The 15,827-nt window shown below is 55.5% G+C and carries 17 protein-coding genes; 12 read left to right on the top strand and 5 right to left on the bottom strand.

Annotation, left to right across the window (positions count from 1 at the left end):
• Positions 1 to 30: 30 nt before the first annotated feature.
• Both V7028_RS02340 and merR read right to left on the bottom strand, forming a co-directional pair.
• Positions 31 to 360: a YnfA family protein gene (locus V7028_RS02340; RefSeq protein ID WP_008249281.1), complete on the bottom strand. Its 330-nt coding sequence runs from the start codon at positions 358 to 360 to the stop codon at positions 31 to 33.
• Positions 361 to 714: 354 nt separating this feature from the next.
• Positions 715 to 1,161, bottom strand: coding sequence for an Hg(II)-responsive transcriptional regulator (gene merR / locus V7028_RS02335; protein WP_334118500.1), 447 nt, complete (start codon positions 1,159 to 1,161; stop codon positions 715 to 717).
• Between the two features lie 71 nt (positions 1,162 to 1,232).
• Between merR and merT the strand changes: the two genes are divergently transcribed.
• The 4 genes from merT to merA are packed head-to-tail and all read left to right on the top strand — an operon-like array spanning position 1,233 to position 3,789.
• A complete protein-coding gene (merT, locus tag V7028_RS02330; protein WP_334118499.1) occupies positions 1,233 to 1,583 on the top strand; it encodes a mercuric ion transporter MerT in 351 nt (116 codons plus the stop codon).
• Positions 1,584 to 1,598: 15 nt separating this feature from the next.
• Positions 1,599 to 1,898 carry a mercury resistance system periplasmic binding protein MerP gene (gene merP / locus V7028_RS02325; RefSeq protein ID WP_334118498.1) on the top strand — a complete coding sequence of 100 codons (300 nt, stop codon included), beginning with the start codon at positions 1,599 to 1,601 and terminating at the stop codon, positions 1,896 to 1,898.
• Between the two features lie 2 nt (positions 1,899 to 1,900).
• Positions 1,901 to 2,146: a mercury resistance system transport protein MerF gene (merF, locus tag V7028_RS02320; protein ID WP_334118497.1), complete on the top strand. Its 246-nt coding sequence runs from the start codon at positions 1,901 to 1,903 to the stop codon at positions 2,144 to 2,146.
• Complete coding sequence (gene merA, locus V7028_RS02315) at positions 2,110 to 3,789, top strand: mercury(II) reductase (protein ID WP_442918669.1); 1,680 nt, start codon at positions 2,110 to 2,112, stop codon at positions 3,787 to 3,789. The genes merF and merA overlap by 37 nt, the downstream gene beginning before the upstream one ends.
• 284 nt (positions 3,790 to 4,073) lie before the next feature.
• Here merA and V7028_RS02310 read toward each other — a convergent pair whose 3' ends face one another.
• From V7028_RS02310 to V7028_RS02300, 3 genes are all read right to left on the bottom strand, one after another.
• Positions 4,074 to 4,748 carry a YoaK family protein gene (locus V7028_RS02310; protein ID WP_334118495.1) on the bottom strand — a complete coding sequence of 225 codons (675 nt, stop codon included), beginning with the start codon at positions 4,746 to 4,748 and terminating at the stop codon, positions 4,074 to 4,076.
• Between the two features lie 167 nt (positions 4,749 to 4,915).
• Positions 4,916 to 6,268 (bottom strand): ATP-binding protein, encoded by a 1,353-nt coding sequence (locus V7028_RS02305; protein ID WP_334118494.1) that lies wholly within the window; start codon positions 6,266 to 6,268, stop codon positions 4,916 to 4,918.
• Positions 6,265 to 6,966: a heavy metal response regulator transcription factor gene (locus tag V7028_RS02300; RefSeq protein ID WP_334118493.1), complete on the bottom strand. Its 702-nt coding sequence runs from the start codon at positions 6,964 to 6,966 to the stop codon at positions 6,265 to 6,267. The genes V7028_RS02305 and V7028_RS02300 overlap by 4 nt, the downstream gene beginning before the upstream one ends.
• A gap of 185 nt (positions 6,967 to 7,151) precedes the next feature.
• Here V7028_RS02300 and V7028_RS02295 point away from each other — a divergent pair, with 185 nt between their 5' ends.
• The 8 genes from V7028_RS02295 to V7028_RS02260 all read left to right on the top strand — a co-directional run bounded on the left by V7028_RS02295 (position 7,152) and on the right by V7028_RS02260 (position 15,812).
• Entirely contained in the window at positions 7,152 to 7,352 is a 201-nt protein-coding gene (locus tag V7028_RS02295; protein ID WP_334118492.1) for a hypothetical protein, read from the top strand.
• Between the two features lie 119 nt (positions 7,353 to 7,471).
• On the top strand, positions 7,472 to 8,821 hold the full coding sequence (locus V7028_RS02290) for an ABC1 kinase family protein (RefSeq protein WP_334118491.1): 1,350 nt from the start codon (positions 7,472 to 7,474) through the stop codon (positions 8,819 to 8,821).
• A gap of 35 nt (positions 8,822 to 8,856) precedes the next feature.
• On the top strand, positions 8,857 to 9,219 hold the full coding sequence (locus tag V7028_RS02285; RefSeq protein ID WP_334118490.1) for a hypothetical protein: 363 nt from the start codon (positions 8,857 to 8,859) through the stop codon (positions 9,217 to 9,219).
• Between the two features lie 69 nt (positions 9,220 to 9,288).
• Positions 9,289 to 10,548 carry a TolC family protein gene (locus V7028_RS02280; RefSeq protein WP_334118489.1) on the top strand — a complete coding sequence of 420 codons (1,260 nt, stop codon included), beginning with the start codon at positions 9,289 to 9,291 and terminating at the stop codon, positions 10,546 to 10,548.
• Positions 10,545 to 11,147, top strand: a complete 603-nt coding sequence (locus tag V7028_RS02275) for a hypothetical protein (protein WP_334118488.1) — start codon at positions 10,545 to 10,547, stop codon at positions 11,145 to 11,147. Before V7028_RS02280 ends, V7028_RS02275 begins: the two co-directional genes overlap by 4 nt.
• Positions 11,144 to 12,277, top strand: a complete 1,134-nt coding sequence (locus V7028_RS02270) for an efflux RND transporter periplasmic adaptor subunit (protein WP_334118487.1) — start codon at positions 11,144 to 11,146, stop codon at positions 12,275 to 12,277. Before V7028_RS02275 ends, V7028_RS02270 begins: the two co-directional genes overlap by 4 nt.
• Positions 12,278 to 12,288: 11 nt before the next feature.
• Entirely contained in the window at positions 12,289 to 15,393 is a 3,105-nt protein-coding gene (locus tag V7028_RS02265; protein WP_334118486.1) for an efflux RND transporter permease subunit, read from the top strand.
• Positions 15,394 to 15,461: 68 nt separating this feature from the next.
• Positions 15,462 to 15,812: a DUF3147 family protein gene (locus V7028_RS02260; RefSeq protein WP_334118485.1), complete on the top strand. Its 351-nt coding sequence runs from the start codon at positions 15,462 to 15,464 to the stop codon at positions 15,810 to 15,812.
• The last annotated feature ends 15 nt before the right edge of the window (positions 15,813 to 15,827 follow it).

Below are 15,827 nucleotides of genomic sequence, written 5' to 3'. Positions count from 1 at the left end.
CACTCGAGTTGATTGCGATAGTTGTTCGCGCTACGGGCTTGGTTGCAACATGATAACCGCCATGCCCGCCAAAGCCAGGCCTGCGCCAGCAATGTCCCAGCGGGTCAAACTGATGCCTTCAATCCAATAAAGCCAAAGCAGCGCTACTGTAATGTACATTCCGCCATAGGCGGCGTAGGTACGCCCCGCAGCCGAAGGGTGCAAAGTAAGCAACCAGGCAAACAAAACAAGAAACCCGATGGCCGGAAGCCATAACCACGGGGACCTGTCTTGTTTCAGCACCAGCCAGGGTAGATAACAACCTAGGATTTCAGAGAGGGCTGTAAGTGCAAACAGAGTGGTGAATTTAATTAGCTCCATGGCAGTACAGCCCTTATCGGTGACAATATTCGGATTATTTTGATTTGAATCGAACAGTTAGTAACTTCTTGTTGGTCAAACCCACAGCGGTCATTGACATATAACTACCCGTCTCCATTTCATGGTAATTCCTTTGAGCATGGTGGCACCGCCGATCAAAAAGATATCAGCAAAGTGGAATTAATCACTCCGCTAAAAATGACTAAGGGCTCCGGGTGCAAAAGTGGTGACCAGTGCTGCCATTAACACGGGGCTTAGTCTTTCAAGCGAACCTTGAAGAAGAATGGACTGAGTAGACTGCTCATGTTCCAACCGCATTAAATACCGGCACACCGCATCATAAACGGGACGCACTCAAGCCAGGAGGCTTCCGCGTGCCGACCTCATAAGTCTCGTTCCGTCTTGTAGTGATGCAATCAGCGGACAGGAAACTGCCCCTTGCCGCGAATGACAGGCGCAAACCAGTTCAGACAGCACGCTTTCCAAGCGCGCCAGGTCAGCCATCTTCTTGCGCACGTCCTGCAGCTTGTGCTCGGCCAGGCTGCTGGCTTCCTCGCAGTGGATGCCGTCATCCAGTCGCAGCAACTCGGCAATCTCGTCCAGGCTGAAACCCAGCCGCTGGGCCGATTTCACGAAGCGCACCCGCGTTACATCCGCCTCGCCATAGCGGCGAATGCTGCCGTAAGGCTTATCCGGTTCCGGCAACAAGCCCTTGCGCTGATAGAACCGGATGGTCTCCACATTGACCCCGGCCGCCCTGGCAAAAACGCCGATGGTCAGATTCTCAAAAATAGTTTGCATATCGCTTGACTCCGTACATGACTACGGAAGTAAGCTTAAGCGATCCAAACCAAAATTGAAAGGACAAACGTATGTCTGAACCACAAAACGGGCGCGGCGCACTCTTCGCCGGCGGGCTAGCCGCCATTCTTGCGTCAGCCTGCTGTCTAGGGCCGCTGATCCTGATCGCCCTGGGCTTTAGCGGTGCATGGATCGGCAACCTGACGGTGCTCGAACCCTATCGCCCTATCTTTATCGGTGCAGCTCTGGTCGCGCTGTTCTTTGCGTGGCGGAGCATCTACCGGCAAGCAGCCGCCTGCAAACCGGGGGACGTGTGCGTGATTCCCCAGGTACGAGCGACTTACAAGCTCATTTTCTGGGTCGTGACTGCGCTGGTTCTGGTCGCGCTCGGATTTCCCTACGTCGTGCCATTTTTCTATTAACCACAGGAGTTCACCATGAAAACGCAAATTTCGGCGCAAGCCAAAAAGCTGTTTACCTCCCTCGCCCTTGCCGCCGTTGTTGCACCCGTGTGGGCCGCTACCCAGACCATCACGTTGTCTGTGCCGGGTATGACCTGCGCCGCATGCCCGATCACCGTCAAGAAAGCGATTTCCAAGGTCGAAGGCGTCAGCAAGGTTGACGTGACCTTTGAGAAACGAGAGGCCATCGTCACCTTCGATGACGTTAAGACCAGCGTGCAGAAATTGACCAAGACTACCGAGGATGCGGGCTACCCATCTTCGGTGAAGAATTGATCATGAAAGATCCCAAGACACTTCTGTATGTCGGCGTCATTGGCACAGCTTTCGTGGCACTGTGTTGTTTCACACCGGTGCTTTTCATTCTCCTCGGAGTGGTCGGCTTGTCCGCGCTAACCGGCTATCTGGACTATGTACTGCTGCCTGCGCTGGTGATTTTCATCGGTTTGACAATCTACGCCATCCGGCGAAAACGCCAAGCTTATGCATGCTGCACCCCGAAATTCAATGGAGTAAAAAAATGACAGAAATCACCGTAAAAGGCATGACCTGCACTACCTGCGCCACAAATGTCAAAGACGCTTTAGAAATGATTCCCGGCGTGAAAGCCGCCGTGGTGTCCTATGCCGAAAGCCGCGCAAAAGTAACGGCGGACACCGCCGTGTCTCAAGGCCAAATGCTGGCCGCCATCGCCGCATTGGGTTATCAAGGCTCGATCCGGGTGGATGATTTCAAAGATGAAACAAGAATCCGTGATGCACTTGAGCGTGCCGGTTTGCATATCGCCATCATTGGCAGCGGTGGAGCCGCGATGGCGGCGGCGCTGAAGACCGTCGAGCAAGGCGCGACAGTCACCCTGATCGAACGCGGAATCATCGGCGGTACCTGCGTCAATATCGGATGTGTGCCGTCCAAGATCATGATCCGCGCGGCGCACATCGCCCATCTGCGTCGTGAAAGTTCGTTCGATGACGGCATACCGCCTGAGGCGCCGACAATCTTGCGCGATCGGCTGCTGTCACAGCAGCAAGCTAGGGTCGATGAATTGCGTCACGCAAAGTACGAAGGCATCCTGGAGGGCAATTCAGCCATTACTGTGCTGCATGGAACTGCCCGCTTCAAGGACGATCGCAACCTGATCGTGCAGCTAAACGATGGCGGCGAGCGCGTCGTGGCGTTCGACCGTTGCCTGGTTGCCACGGGCGCCAGTCCGGCCATACCGCCGATTCCAGGCTTGAAAGAGTCACCCTACTGGACTTCCACCGAGGCACTGGTCAGCGACACCATTCCCGAACGGCTGGCTGTGATTGGATCTTCGGTGGTCGCGCTGGAGCTCGCGCAAGCCTTCGCCCGGCTGGGCAGCCAGGTCACGATTCTGGCGCGCAGCACACTGTTCTTCCGCGAAAACCCAGCTATCGGCGAGGCCATCACGGCCGCTTTCCGTGCCGAAGGCATCAAGGTGCTGGAACACACTCAAGCCAGTCAGGTCGCCCATGTGGACGGCGAATTCGTGCTGACCACCGGGCACGGCGAAATACGCGCCGACAAGCTGCTGGTCGCTACCGGCCGCGCGCCGAACACGCGCAGCCTAGCGCTGGAAGCGGCAGGGGTAGCCCTCAATGCGCAAGGGGCCATTGTGATTGACCAAGGTATGCACACGAGTAGTCCGCACATCTTCGCTGCCGGTGATTGCACTGACCAGCCGCAATTTGTCTATGTCGCTGCAGCAGCCGGTACGCGCGCGGCCATCAATATGACTGGCGGTGAAGCGACGCTTGACCTTACCGCCATGCCTGCCGTGGTGTTCACCGACCCGCAGGTCGCCACCGTAGGCTACTCAGAGGCGGAGGCACACTTGAAGGGCATCGAAACCGACAGCCGCACGCTCACGCTCGACAACGTGCCGCGTGCGCTCGCCAACTTCGATACGCGCGGCTTTATCAAACTGGTCATTGAGGTAGGTAGTCGGCGGCTCATTGGTGTACAGGCGGTAGCCCCGGAAGCGGGTGAACTGATCCAGACGGCGGTGCTCGCCATTCGCAACCGGATGACCGTGCAGGAGCTGGCCGAACAGTTGTTCCCCTACCTGACGATGGTCGAAGGGTTGAAGCTCGCGGCTCAGACATTCTCGAAAGATGTGACTCAGCTATCCTGCTGTGCCGGATAAACAGCAATAAAAGGAGTGTTATTGCAGATCTATCGCATGAAGGCGTTCTTCTTAAGAATAGATGGACTGCCTCCCAACGTTGTCCAAGATTTTGCTACATCCCCTTGGTCAAAGATAAGTGGGAATCAATACGATTACCAGCATTGCTGGCTGTTTAGAAAACGCATCGGGCAGAGAGTTTTAGCAGCCGGAGACAAAGGAACAGAAACGCTTGTCACCGGGTTTTTGATTCCTAGAAACGCGTGAGACATTTTCAACTGAAGAGGATGAAAACCTACTGCTTATCAAGCGGACAACCCTACAAAATCGTCAAGTACAGGTGCTAAGCTGATGGAAAACAAAATGCACGATAGGATTAAAGAGATCTCCACACCAATTAAACTAAAACCGAGGGCACCTGCTACTCCACCCAAGAAAAATAGACCCGTCAAAGATAAAAGAGCCCGCAATTTAGCCCTGTCGGCCTGTACTCGTCTACCGCGCTGCTCACCACTTCGATTCCAGTACATGAGTTTTCCAAGTTCAATGCCAAGGTCTGTAATCATTCCTGTTACATGGGTCGTTCTTACAACCGACCCCGAAACCTTTGTGATTAAAGCGTTTTGAAGTCCCATTACAAAACAAAGTAAAAACAATAAAAGGTTATCTGAACTTGAATATGATCCAAGAATCACAAAAACCAGCAAAAGCAGCGCCTCTAAAAAAACAGGAAATGCATAACAGGATTCTTTAGAGCGGCGTCTCAGAAAAGAAACAACAATTGAACAAACCAACGCCCCAGCAAAGAATGTCAACACTGCAAATAGTGCGGTCAGAACAACAGAAACATTACCCAACACTAAATTGTCCGCAGCGGAAGACACCAAACCAGTCATGTGACTGGTGTAAGCGCTAACAATAAAAAAACCACCTGCATTGATTGCTCCGGCAACAAATGCCAGCCACATACCCAATTGCAAATTGTTCGCTCCATAGCGCTGGGATCCAGTAAGCCATTTTGAATATCGATATAGCGGCACGACGGCACTCTATTTGTTTTTAATCAATAGAGTTTAAACTGATTCACAATTTGTCGAAGTTGCGCGGCTAACAGTGACGCGCTCACCGAATTCCAGAACAAATCTGTTCAAGGCCATTTAATGTCCTGTTGCCAGGGTTTGGCTTGTTTCACCGAAAAACCGATCCGCACCCATTCTCCATCGCAGCGTGCAAATGGTTCGCCGCCATGCAACCTTGCAATGGCGGCCACAATGGCCAGGCCCAAACCATGGTTGTGACCACTTTCGTTGCGGGATTGATCAACCCGGTAAAACGGTTCAAACAGCCGCGGCACACTGTTCTCGGGAATACACACGCCCCGGTTGCTGACGGTTAGCCGGACAGCACCAGGCGTTTCGTTTTCATCGATGTGAATTTGAATGGTGCTGCCCGCTTCGGCGTACCGAATGGCGTTGGACACCAGGTTGGACAAAGCCCGCTTGATCAGTTCTGAATCAACCCGTGCGCTAGCCTCACCGTGCAATTCAAAGTGCAGGTGCTTTTCCTCCAGCATGGCTTCCATGTAATCCATCACGGTCATCACGGGTTCGCTCAGTTTTTCAATCAAGCGAAAATCCTTGTATTGGCCCTGGCTGGCATGCGACAAAAACAGCATGCTTTGAATAATACGGTTCATGCGCTGCAGTTCTTCAAGATGGCAGTGCAATGCCTCCCTTAATTGTTCGGGGTTCAGGTTCTTTTCGCGCAACAGCAATTCGTGGCTGACAGTAAGGCTGGACAAGGGCGTGTTCAATTCATGCGCCACATTGGAATTGAATGAACGCAACTGTTCGTGGTACTGCCCCACTTTACCCATCAATTTGTTGAACTGTTCAATGACCGGGTACAGCTCCTCCGGCTCATTCTCGCTTTTAATGCGCGCAGTTAAATCAGACGGATTAAAGTCTGCAATTTTGCGACCAAACTTGTTCAGGGGCTTCAGTTCAAACCGGGCGAGGGAGCCGCTCAGCAACATCACCAGAACGCCCCACACCACGGCGGCCACTGCAAACATCACACCAATGAAATTCAGGAATTTCTTGTCCTCAGACACATCGATTGCCAGTTCAAGGTCCCGCATGGGCATGGTGCCGCCCAAGCCACTCAAGGGGTACATGTAGGTGTCCTTGTGTTTCACCTGGCTTAGCAACACCTGTGGGCCATACAACACCTCACCGTTTTCACCGTGCACTTTGGCGCGTACATTGCCCAGGCTGACCAACAATTCATCCACGCGCCCCCACATCTCGGTGGGGCGCAGTTCGGCGTTGCGGGCCAGCACCTGCTCTACTGCAGTGGCTGCACGTTCAAGCGTTTCCTGGTGGCGAATGTCCTGCCACATCCACACACAGTGGTAACCAAAAAGTGCAATCAGCGCGACACCCAGAATACTGAGTAGCGACATTTGCAGCGATGAACGCGTGGCAATTGAACGCCTCACGATGGTTGCTCCACGGCACGGTGTTCCAGCACGTAACCCATGCCGCGCACTGTGTGCAGCAAGGGTTGAGCAAACGGCTCATCCATCTTGCTGCGAAGGCGGCGCACCGCCACATCCACCACATTGGTTTCGCTGTCAAAGTGCATGTCCCACACCAGTTCAGCCAGTTCAGTACGCGAGAGCACTTCGCCCTTTCTGCGCAGCAACAACCACAGCAAGCTGAATTCCTTGGCAGTCAGACGCAAGTCCTGGCCAGCCCGCCGGGCCTGCCGCTTCACGGCATCCAGTTCAAGATCGGCCAAACTCAAGTGGCTGCTGTCTGTGGTCGCTGCGGGCGTACCTTGCGCCCGCCGTGCCAATGCGTGCACACGGGCCACCAGTTCGGAAAATGCAAAAGGTTTGGTGAGGTAATCATCGGCCCCCGCCTGCAAACCCTTCACGCGGTCTTCAACCATGGAACGAGCTGTCAGCATTAACACGGGAATATTCATTGTTTGGCGCAGGGCGGCCAACACGCCCAAGCCATCGAGGTCGGGCAACATGCCGTCCAGAATGATCAGCTCGTAGTGACCTTCCGTGGCCAGGTGCAGGCCGTCAATGCCATTGTGCGCAACATCCACCACAAACCCTTCCGAGTTCAAACCTTTTTGCAGGTAACTGGCCAACTTTTTTTCGTCTTCAATTACCAGAATTTTCATGGGGACAACTTCGCTTTGCGCAGACAAACATGTCCGCAAGTATAGAAGGGCAAGGCGCTTTTTAGAATTACAAATTTGTAATGTGCGTGTCGCTGCCTGGTCATTCGGCCCTGCGTAAAGTACGACTTATGCCAACGCAACAACGCAGCGGCAACAGTTTTCAAAGTACCTAAAGGAGATTTACCATGAATACACGTCATTTGATCGCCACCTCCGTATTGGCCATTTCCGCAACAGTGCCTGCCTTGGCTTTGGCAGACAACCCAACTTCCCACGGCGACGGCACCGACCACGTTGCCCAGCAATCCGAGCGCGCGCAGGTTTCCCGCCAGGATGTACTGAGCATGGTCAACAGCCCAAAATTGACTGAAAGTGATGCCAGTTAATGGTTGAGTAATTGAACAGCCAGTGCGCAACCGCTGGCTTTTCACCAGGCGCCTGTGTTTCCCCGCACAGGCGCTTTTTTGTTTTAACATGGGGCTTGATCCCGCTTCAAGCAGTACCCATGTCGTCCAGCCCCAAAAACCCCGGTAATAAAAACAGCAATGAATCGGCAGTACCCGCAGGGCGAATTGCCCGCTTGAGCCGTTTCGGCGCGCTGGCGACCACTGTTGCGGGCTCGGTGGTTAAAAACGGTGCAAAACAATTCGCTCAAGGCAAAAGGCCGACACTGGGCAGCCTGCTGATGACGCCAAAAAACGCCCTGCGCGTGGCCGACCAACTGGCCCAATTGCGCGGCGCGGCCATGAAACTTGGGCAACTGGTGTCGATGGATGCAGGCGACATGCTGCCACCGCAACTGGCCGAGATCATGGCCAAACTTCGGCAAGACGCCAAACACATGCCCCGCAAACAATTGCTGGCTGTGCTTGAAAAAGAATGGGGCGAAAACTGGCGTGAGCAGGTTCGAGAATTCAACCTGACACCGATTGCAGCCGCATCCATTGGTCAGGTGCATGAAGCCATTTCGCTTGATGGTGAAAAGCTGGCGATCAAAATTCAATACCCGGGTGTGCGCGACAGCATCGACAGCGACATAGACAACGTGGCCACCATTCTTCGCTTCACAGGCCTGGTACCCAAAACATTTGATTTGGCTGCGCTGCTTGCAGAGGCCAAAAAGCAACTGCACGAAGAAGCCGATTACCTGCGTGAAGCGCAATGCATCGTGAAATACACACAGGCCCTGGGCAAGGACGAACGGTTCGAAATTCCAACTGTGGACACCGGTTTAACCACTCGCGGCATTTTGGCAATGCGCTACGTAGATGGCGTGCCCATTGAACAAATGGCCCATGCCACACAACCGGTTCGCGACAAAATTGCCACCACCCTGTTCGAACTGCTGTTCAAGGAATTGCTGGGCATGCGCCTGATGCAAACCGACCCCAACTTTGCAAACTACCGGTACAACCCGAAAACCGGCAAAGTGGTGTTGCTGGATTTCGGTGCCACGCGCAGTTTTGACAAAGAACTGGTAGACGGTTATGTGGATGTAATGAAAGCGGCGCAAGCCAACAGCCGCGAGATGATGGAAAAGGCAGCCACCCGCATTGGCTATTTTGACCACACCACAATGGCCCACCACCGCGATTTGGTGCTGGACTTGATGGAACAAGCCTGCGAGCCCCTGTGCACCGAGGGGCACTTCGATTTTGGCAACACCGATTTGGCGGCTCGCATTCGCGACAAAGGGTTTGAGCTGGGTGAGGACCGAAAATTCTGGCACGCGCCACCCATTGATTGCCTGTTCATTCACCGAAAACTGGGTGGTTTGTTTTTGCTGGTTACCCGGTTGAAAGCAAGGGTGGTCGTTCAACACTGCGCGCAGCCGGGTGCCTGCAAACCGGCGTGAATTGCGAAAATCAGGTGTTGTGCTACACTCAGCCCATGAAAAAAATCGGGTTCATCCTTTTGATTATGCTGTTGCCGCTTCAGTCCGCTTGGGCTGCGGTGCAGCTTTATCATGCGCATGGGCCTTCTGAATCGCTGGTGGATGTGGTGTTTCACAACCACGCCGAACTTGATCATGACCACGCACATCCACACGATGCGCCTGCAGACCATGATTCCTCTTCTCAAGATGAATCCAGTGCATCAGATCACCACAAGTTTCATGTTCACTCGCTGTCGGTGCTCACCACGACTGCGATCCCCGACTTTCCCCAACCTGCGGCTGTTCAACACAGCCGGACACCCGCCATTCAGGCTGGTATCGTTTTTCAGCGCATCGAACGCCCGAACTGGCGTTAATCCATCGTCATCCATTTTTTCTTTCCCCCTGCCGGGAAAGCGCTTGACCATTGATTAACGGAGTACCTTATGAATTCACCACATCGCGTGGTGCTGTTTGGTCTGGTGTTGGGTGTAGCGCTTGCACAGCTGTTACTTCCCCCACCATCCCAAGCCGCCGAACGGGGCGTTGATGTTGCGTCGGCCTTTGAATCGGCCCTGGCCATTGACCCTGAACTGCAAGCCGCAGAAAAACGCATTGAAGCCGCCAATTTTGCAGTCTCGGCTGCGCGGGCCATCACGCCCGAACCACTGAGCATTGAGGGTTCTTACCGGTCGGACAGAAGTTTCGACAACCGGGGCCTTCGTGAAATTGAACTAGGGCTGGTGGCCCCGGTGTGGCTGTGGGGTGAACGAAAAGCCTCACGCAACCTTCGCAACGCAGAACTTCAAACCCTTGAACTGAAACTTCAAACGCAGAAACTTGCCTTGGCTGAGCAGGTTCGCCAAGCCTATTGGGGCACGATTGCCGCACAACTGGATGTGGAAATTGCACAATCGCGATTGGTCGGCTCCAAGCGCCTGCTGGACGATGTGGAAAAGCGTGTTGCGGCAGGTGATCTGGCCAAGGCTGACTTGTTGCAGGCCACCGCCTTGTATGCGCAGGCCAAAGCTGAATTTGGCACGGCCGCAAGCAATGTGTCGCAGTTGGCGGCCCACTTCACAGGCCTTACCGGTCTGCCAGCCAGTGTGCTTGGCGAACCCAAGCCAGAATCCATGGCCACCGTTCACACCGAATTTGATGCCGCCACACACCCTGAGCTGGCGCATGCAAAAGAAGCATTCAGCACCGCACAACGCGGCCGGGAATTGGCGGGGATACAGTCCCGCCCCAACCCCGAAGTGGGGCTTTCGATTGTGAGCGACCGGGGCGCATTTGCCGCCCCTGAAGAAAAATCGCTCATCCTGGGCACCCGCATTCCGCTGGGTTCCAGTGCCAAACATCAAAACCGCGTGTTGACTGCCCAAGCCGACGAACTGGCAGCGCAGGCGCGGGTAAGCCAACTGGAACGCAGCCTGAAAGCCAGGGCACAGGCCGCGGCATCCAGCTTGAAACTGTTTGAAGACCTGCAGGCCAGCGCCGAAAAACGCGCTGCTGCTGCACAGGAAGCCTATGCGCTTTACCAGCGATCGTTTGAACTGGGCGAAACCGATTTGCCCACACTGCTTCGGTTTGAACAACAAGCCCATGAAGCACAGCGACTTGCACGCAAAGCCAAATCAGAACACGCCGCCAAGGTGTCTGACTACAGACAGGCACTTGGACTATTGCCGGAGAAAGCACAATGAAAAAAATCACACTGTTTTTGGCCACCACATGGCTGGCCACCAGCCTTGCACTGGCTGCACCCGGTGCCCATGGCCCGGATGGCGAACACATTGACGCGCCCGGTGCAAGCAGCACTGCAGCAGCACAGGCAACGCCACGCACCGAGACATTCACCGAGAATTTCGAACTGGTGGCCACGCTGTACAGCAGCGAACTTTCCGTGCTGGTGGACGATTACAAAACCAACGCCCCCATCCTGAATGCGCAGCTACAAGTAGAAGTGGGCGATTTGACGGCCAAAGCCACGTTTCATGAAGACGCGGGCGATTACGCATTCGACGACCCAACCCTGCTGCAGGTGCTGCAGCAACCCGGCAAGCATGCGCTGATTTTCACCCTGCTTAAAGACCAGCAAACTGATTTGCTGCTGGCCACCCTGAACACCCAAAGTGAGGGCGATGACCACGACGGGCACGATGACCATGGGCATGAACACGGGCTGTTTGATTCCCCACTGGGGTGGATCGGTGCCGCGCTGGCCTTGGTCCTGCTGATTGCATTGGTGCTTCGCGTTCGTCGCAAGACTTCACACACTGTTTCAAAGAAGATTTCATCATGAGCAACACCTGCATTCCACTGGTACTGGCCGCTGCACTGGCAGGGCTTTTTTCTACCCCCCTGCTGGCCTCACCCGGTGCCCATGGTCCGGATGGCCAGCACCTGGAGACGCCTGCAAACACCCAGCGCAATGGTTTGGCCCGCTTGCCCGACGGCAGCGTGAACGTGCCAAAAATGGCACAACGCCGCATGGAAATACGCACGCAAATGGCGGTGCAAAGCGAACACGCACAAATCGTTCAGATGAACGGAAAAGTCGACATTGATCCCAATGCAGGCGGGCGGGTTCAAGCCCCCTTTCAAGGCCGCGTAGCGGCCCCGGGCAAAGGCTTTCCAGTTTTGGGGCAAGCGGTTCGCAAAGGCGATGTGCTGGCTTACCTGCTGCCTGTTTCAGACGCCATTTCTCTGGGTTCACAACGCGCCGAACTGGCCGAGGTGAAAGCCCAACTGACGCTGGCCCAACAACGTGTGGCTCGCCTGCAAGCCTTGCAGGGCACCGTGCCCCAAAAGGAAATTGATGCAGCACAGGCTGAACTTCAATCCTTGCGCGGCCGTGAAAAAGCATTGGCGGGCAGCTTGACCGGGAAGCATGCGTTAACAGCGCCCGCCAGTGGCGTGATTGCCAAAGCCAGTGCATTGAACGGCCAGGTGGTAGACACCCGCGAGGTGTTGTTTGAAGTGGTCAGCCCCAACCGCATGCTGATTGAAGCCAACACCACCGATGCAAGCCTGGCAGGCCGTGTGCAAGGTGGCACGCTGGCCAACACGGCAGGTGTTGAGCTGACCTTGCTGGGGCTGGGCAAAAGTTTGGTCAACGGTGCCATTCCGCTTACCTTCCGCGCCAGTACAAGCAACCCGCAAGCCAACATGCCGCTGGCAATTGGCCAACCCGTCACCGTGCTGGTGCAACTGAGCGACAAGGTGAAGGGCATCCGCCTGCCTTCCGAGGCGGTGGTACGCAACCCCAACAACGAGCCCATTGTGTGGATCAAATCGGGGACCGAGCGCTTCATTGCGCAGGTCGTCCAATACCAGGCCGTGAGTGCCCAACATGTGGTGGTGACCAAGGGGCTGGCCGATGAAAACCGGGTAGTCGTCAGTGGCACTGCACTCATCAACCAGATTCGATAAGGGGCGACAGCATGTTTAACTGGATCGTCCGGTTTGGCCTGAATAACCGGCTTTTTGTACTGGCTGCGGCCTTGATGGCCATGGCCTACGGGGCCTATGTGTCCACCCAAACCCCGGTGGATGTGTTCCCCGACCTGAACAAACCCCTGATTACCGTGTTGACCGAAGCCGGCGGCATGGCACCCGAGGAAGTGGAACAACTGGTGTCTTTTCCCATCGAAACCGCGCTGAACGGCATGCCGGGTGTTACCCGTGTGCGTTCAGTTTCGGGCGTTGGTTTGTCAATTGTGTACGCTGAATTTGACTGGGGCACCGACATTTACCGCAACCGCCAACTGGTGGCCGAGCGCTTAACGCTGGTGAAGGAACAGTTGCCCGGTTCCATCACCCCGGTGATGGGCCCAGTCAGTTCCATCATGGGTGAAATCATGTTGATCGCCCTGCCCATTGACACCGGCAAAACCGATCCCATGCAGGCCCGGGAATACGCCGACTTTGTGTTGCGGCCACGGCTGTTGTCCATTCCCGGTGTGTCGCAGGTGATTCCGATTGGCGGGGAGGTCCGCCAGTTGCGGGTTGAACCAGACACCGCCCGCATGGCGCAGTTCGGCATCACGCTGGAACAGCTTAAAAATGCACTGGAAGCCTTTTCAGCCAACACCAGTGGCGGCTTCATCGACCTGAACAACCGCGAGTACCTGATCCGCAACCTGGGGCGCACCAATCAATTGGACGACCTGAAAGGGCTGGCCATTGATTACCGCAACGGTGCGCCCGTGCTGCTGGAACAGGTGGCCGATGTGCGCTACGCCGCCGCATTCAAACGCGGCGATGCGGGTTTGAATGGCGGCCCCGCTGTCATTCTGAGCGTGCAAAAACAACCGTCTGCCGACACGGTGGATTTGACCCAGGAAGTTGAACGCGCACTGGCTGAACTGGCGCAGGGCTTGCCCAGTGGTTTGCTTGCACCCGAGGTGCTTTTCAGGCAAGCCGACTTCATTGAAGCATCGATTGGCAATGTGGTGGAGGCCCTTCGTGACGGTGCCATCATGGTCACCATCATCCTGTTTGCCTTCCTTCTCAGCGCGCGCACCACGGCCATTTCACTGATTGCCATTCCGCTTTCGCTGGCCGTGGCGGTGATTGTGTTCAAGCTGCTGGGGCAATCCATCAATGTGATGACCTTGGGTGGCCTGGCCATTGCGATCGGTGAACTGGTAGACGACGCGGTGGTGGACGTGGAAAACATTCTTCGCCGCCTGAAAATTCGCGGGCAACAAAGCGACCCTGAATCGATACTGAACACCATTTTAAATGCCTCCGTGGAAGTGCGCTCGGGCATTGTGTACGCCACCCTGATCGTGGTTCTGGTGTTTGTGCCCCTGTTTGCGCTGCCCGGCATTGAGGGGCGGCTGTTCGCGCCACTCGGTATTGCTTACATTGTGTCCATTCTGGCGTCGATGCTGGTGTCGATGACCGTGATCCCCGTGCTGTCGTATTACCTGCTGCCACGCATCAGTAGGCTAGATCATGGTGACAGCCCATTGGTGAAACGCCTGAAAACCTGGGACACCCGTGCCCTGCAATGGTCCTTTCCGCGCGCCAAACCCATGTTGGCCGTGGCCGTGCTGGTTGTGGCGGGTGCTGCAGCCACGGTGCCTTTCTTTCCAAAGGCATTTTTACCCGCATTCAACGAAGGTTCGCTGGTGATGGGCCTGGTGTTTAACCCGGGCATTTCGCTGGAAGAATCGAACCGCATGGGTGCACTGGCCGAAAAGCTGATTGCGCAGGTTCCCGAAGTTGAAAAAGTGGGGCGGCGTACTGGCCGCGCTGAACTGGATGAACACGCAGAAGGCGTGCACGCAGCGGAAATTGATGTGGACCTGAAGCCATCGGCGCGCGACCGCGAGGAAATCATGGCCGATATTCGCGGACAGCTGGCGGTGCTACCGGGTTCGGTGGCCATTGGTCAACCCATTTCACACCGGCTGGACCACCTGCTTTCAGGCGTACGTGCACAGGTTGCCATCAAGATTTTTGGTGACGACATTGACACCTTGCGCGGCCTGGCCGAAGACCTGCGTGGCCGCCTGGGTTCGGTGGACGGCCTGGTGGATTTGTCGGTCGAAAAACAGGTGCTGATTCCACAAATCAAGGTGCGGGTTGATTACCGCCGGGCTGCGCAATACGGGCTTGCGCCAGGGGAAATACTCACGGCGCTTGAAACCCTTTCGGAAGGGGAACGCATCACGCAGGTGGTGGACGGTGCAAAACGTTTTGACCTGGTGGTCAAGCTGCCGGATACCGCCCGCACACCGCAAGACCTTTCCCGCGTGATGCTGGACAGCCCCACGGGCCAAATTCCGCTGAGCAACATTGCCACGGTGGAAGAAGGCGACGGGCCCAACCAGATTGGCCGGGAAAACAGCCGCAGGCGCATTGTGGTGTATGCCAACACGGACGGGTCGGACATGTCGGCAATCATTGCGAACGTGCGCAACGCCGTGGACAACACCAACTTGCCCGGCGGCTACTTTGTCAGTATTGAAGGCCAGTTTCAGGCGCAGGAACAGGCCACGCAATTAATCGCCAGTTTGTCGCTGATGTCCCTGGCGCTTATTTTTCTGGTGCTGTACACGCGTTACCGATCCACCACGTTGGCCTTGGTCATCATGGGCAACATTCCGTTCGCGCTGGTGGGCAGCGTGGCCGCCATGTGGATTGCCGGTGTGTCGCTGTCGGTAGCCTCCATGGTGGGCTTCATCACACTGGCGGGTATTGCCACCCGCAACGGTATTCTGAAAGTGAGCCACTACATCAACCTGTGCAAATTCGAGGGCGAGGAATTCGGCCTGCCCATGATTGTACGGGGCTCGCTGGAACGGCTTACCCCGGTGCTGATGACTGCGCTGACGGCGGCACTGGCCCTTACCCCTTTGCTGCTTTCAGCAGATGCACCGGGCAAGGAAATTCTGCACCCGGTGGCTGTGGTTATTTTTGGTGGCCTGGTCAGCTCCACCATTCTGGATACTTTGTTGACCCCTCTCATGTTCTGGCTTGTGGGTAAAAAGCCGCTTGAACGCATTCTGGCCCAGACAAGCCAGGAATCGTATTGAACGGCACAGAACGCACCTTGGCCGGGAACAACAATGTTGACGTGCGGTTTTTGATGAAGTGATACTTTATGAGCTGGATCATTGTGAAATACCTGACCACTGCGGGCCTGGTTGTTCTCATTTCCGAGGTGGCCAAACGCAGCGACAAACTGGGGGCGCTGATAGCAGCCTTGCCCCTGGTCACTGTGTTGACCTTGATCTGGCTTGCCGTTGAGCATGCTTCGCAGGAAAAAATTGCGAACCACGCGTATTTGACGTTCTGGTATGTGTTGCCCACCTTGCCAATGTTCCTGGCATTCCCGTGGCTGTTGCCCAGGGTGGGGTTTGTGTCGGCCCTCGCAGGCAGTGCATTGCTGACAGGCGTGTGCTTTGTATTGCTGGCCAAGTTGACCGCCCTGTTCGGCATTCATTTGTGGTGAACAGTGCATGCCAGT

It is taken from the genome of Limnobacter sp. (assembly GCF_036846585.1).
Lineage (GTDB): Bacteria > Pseudomonadota > Gammaproteobacteria > Burkholderiales > Burkholderiaceae_B > Limnobacter.
This window is presented reverse-complemented; position numbering and strand designations above follow the sequence as displayed.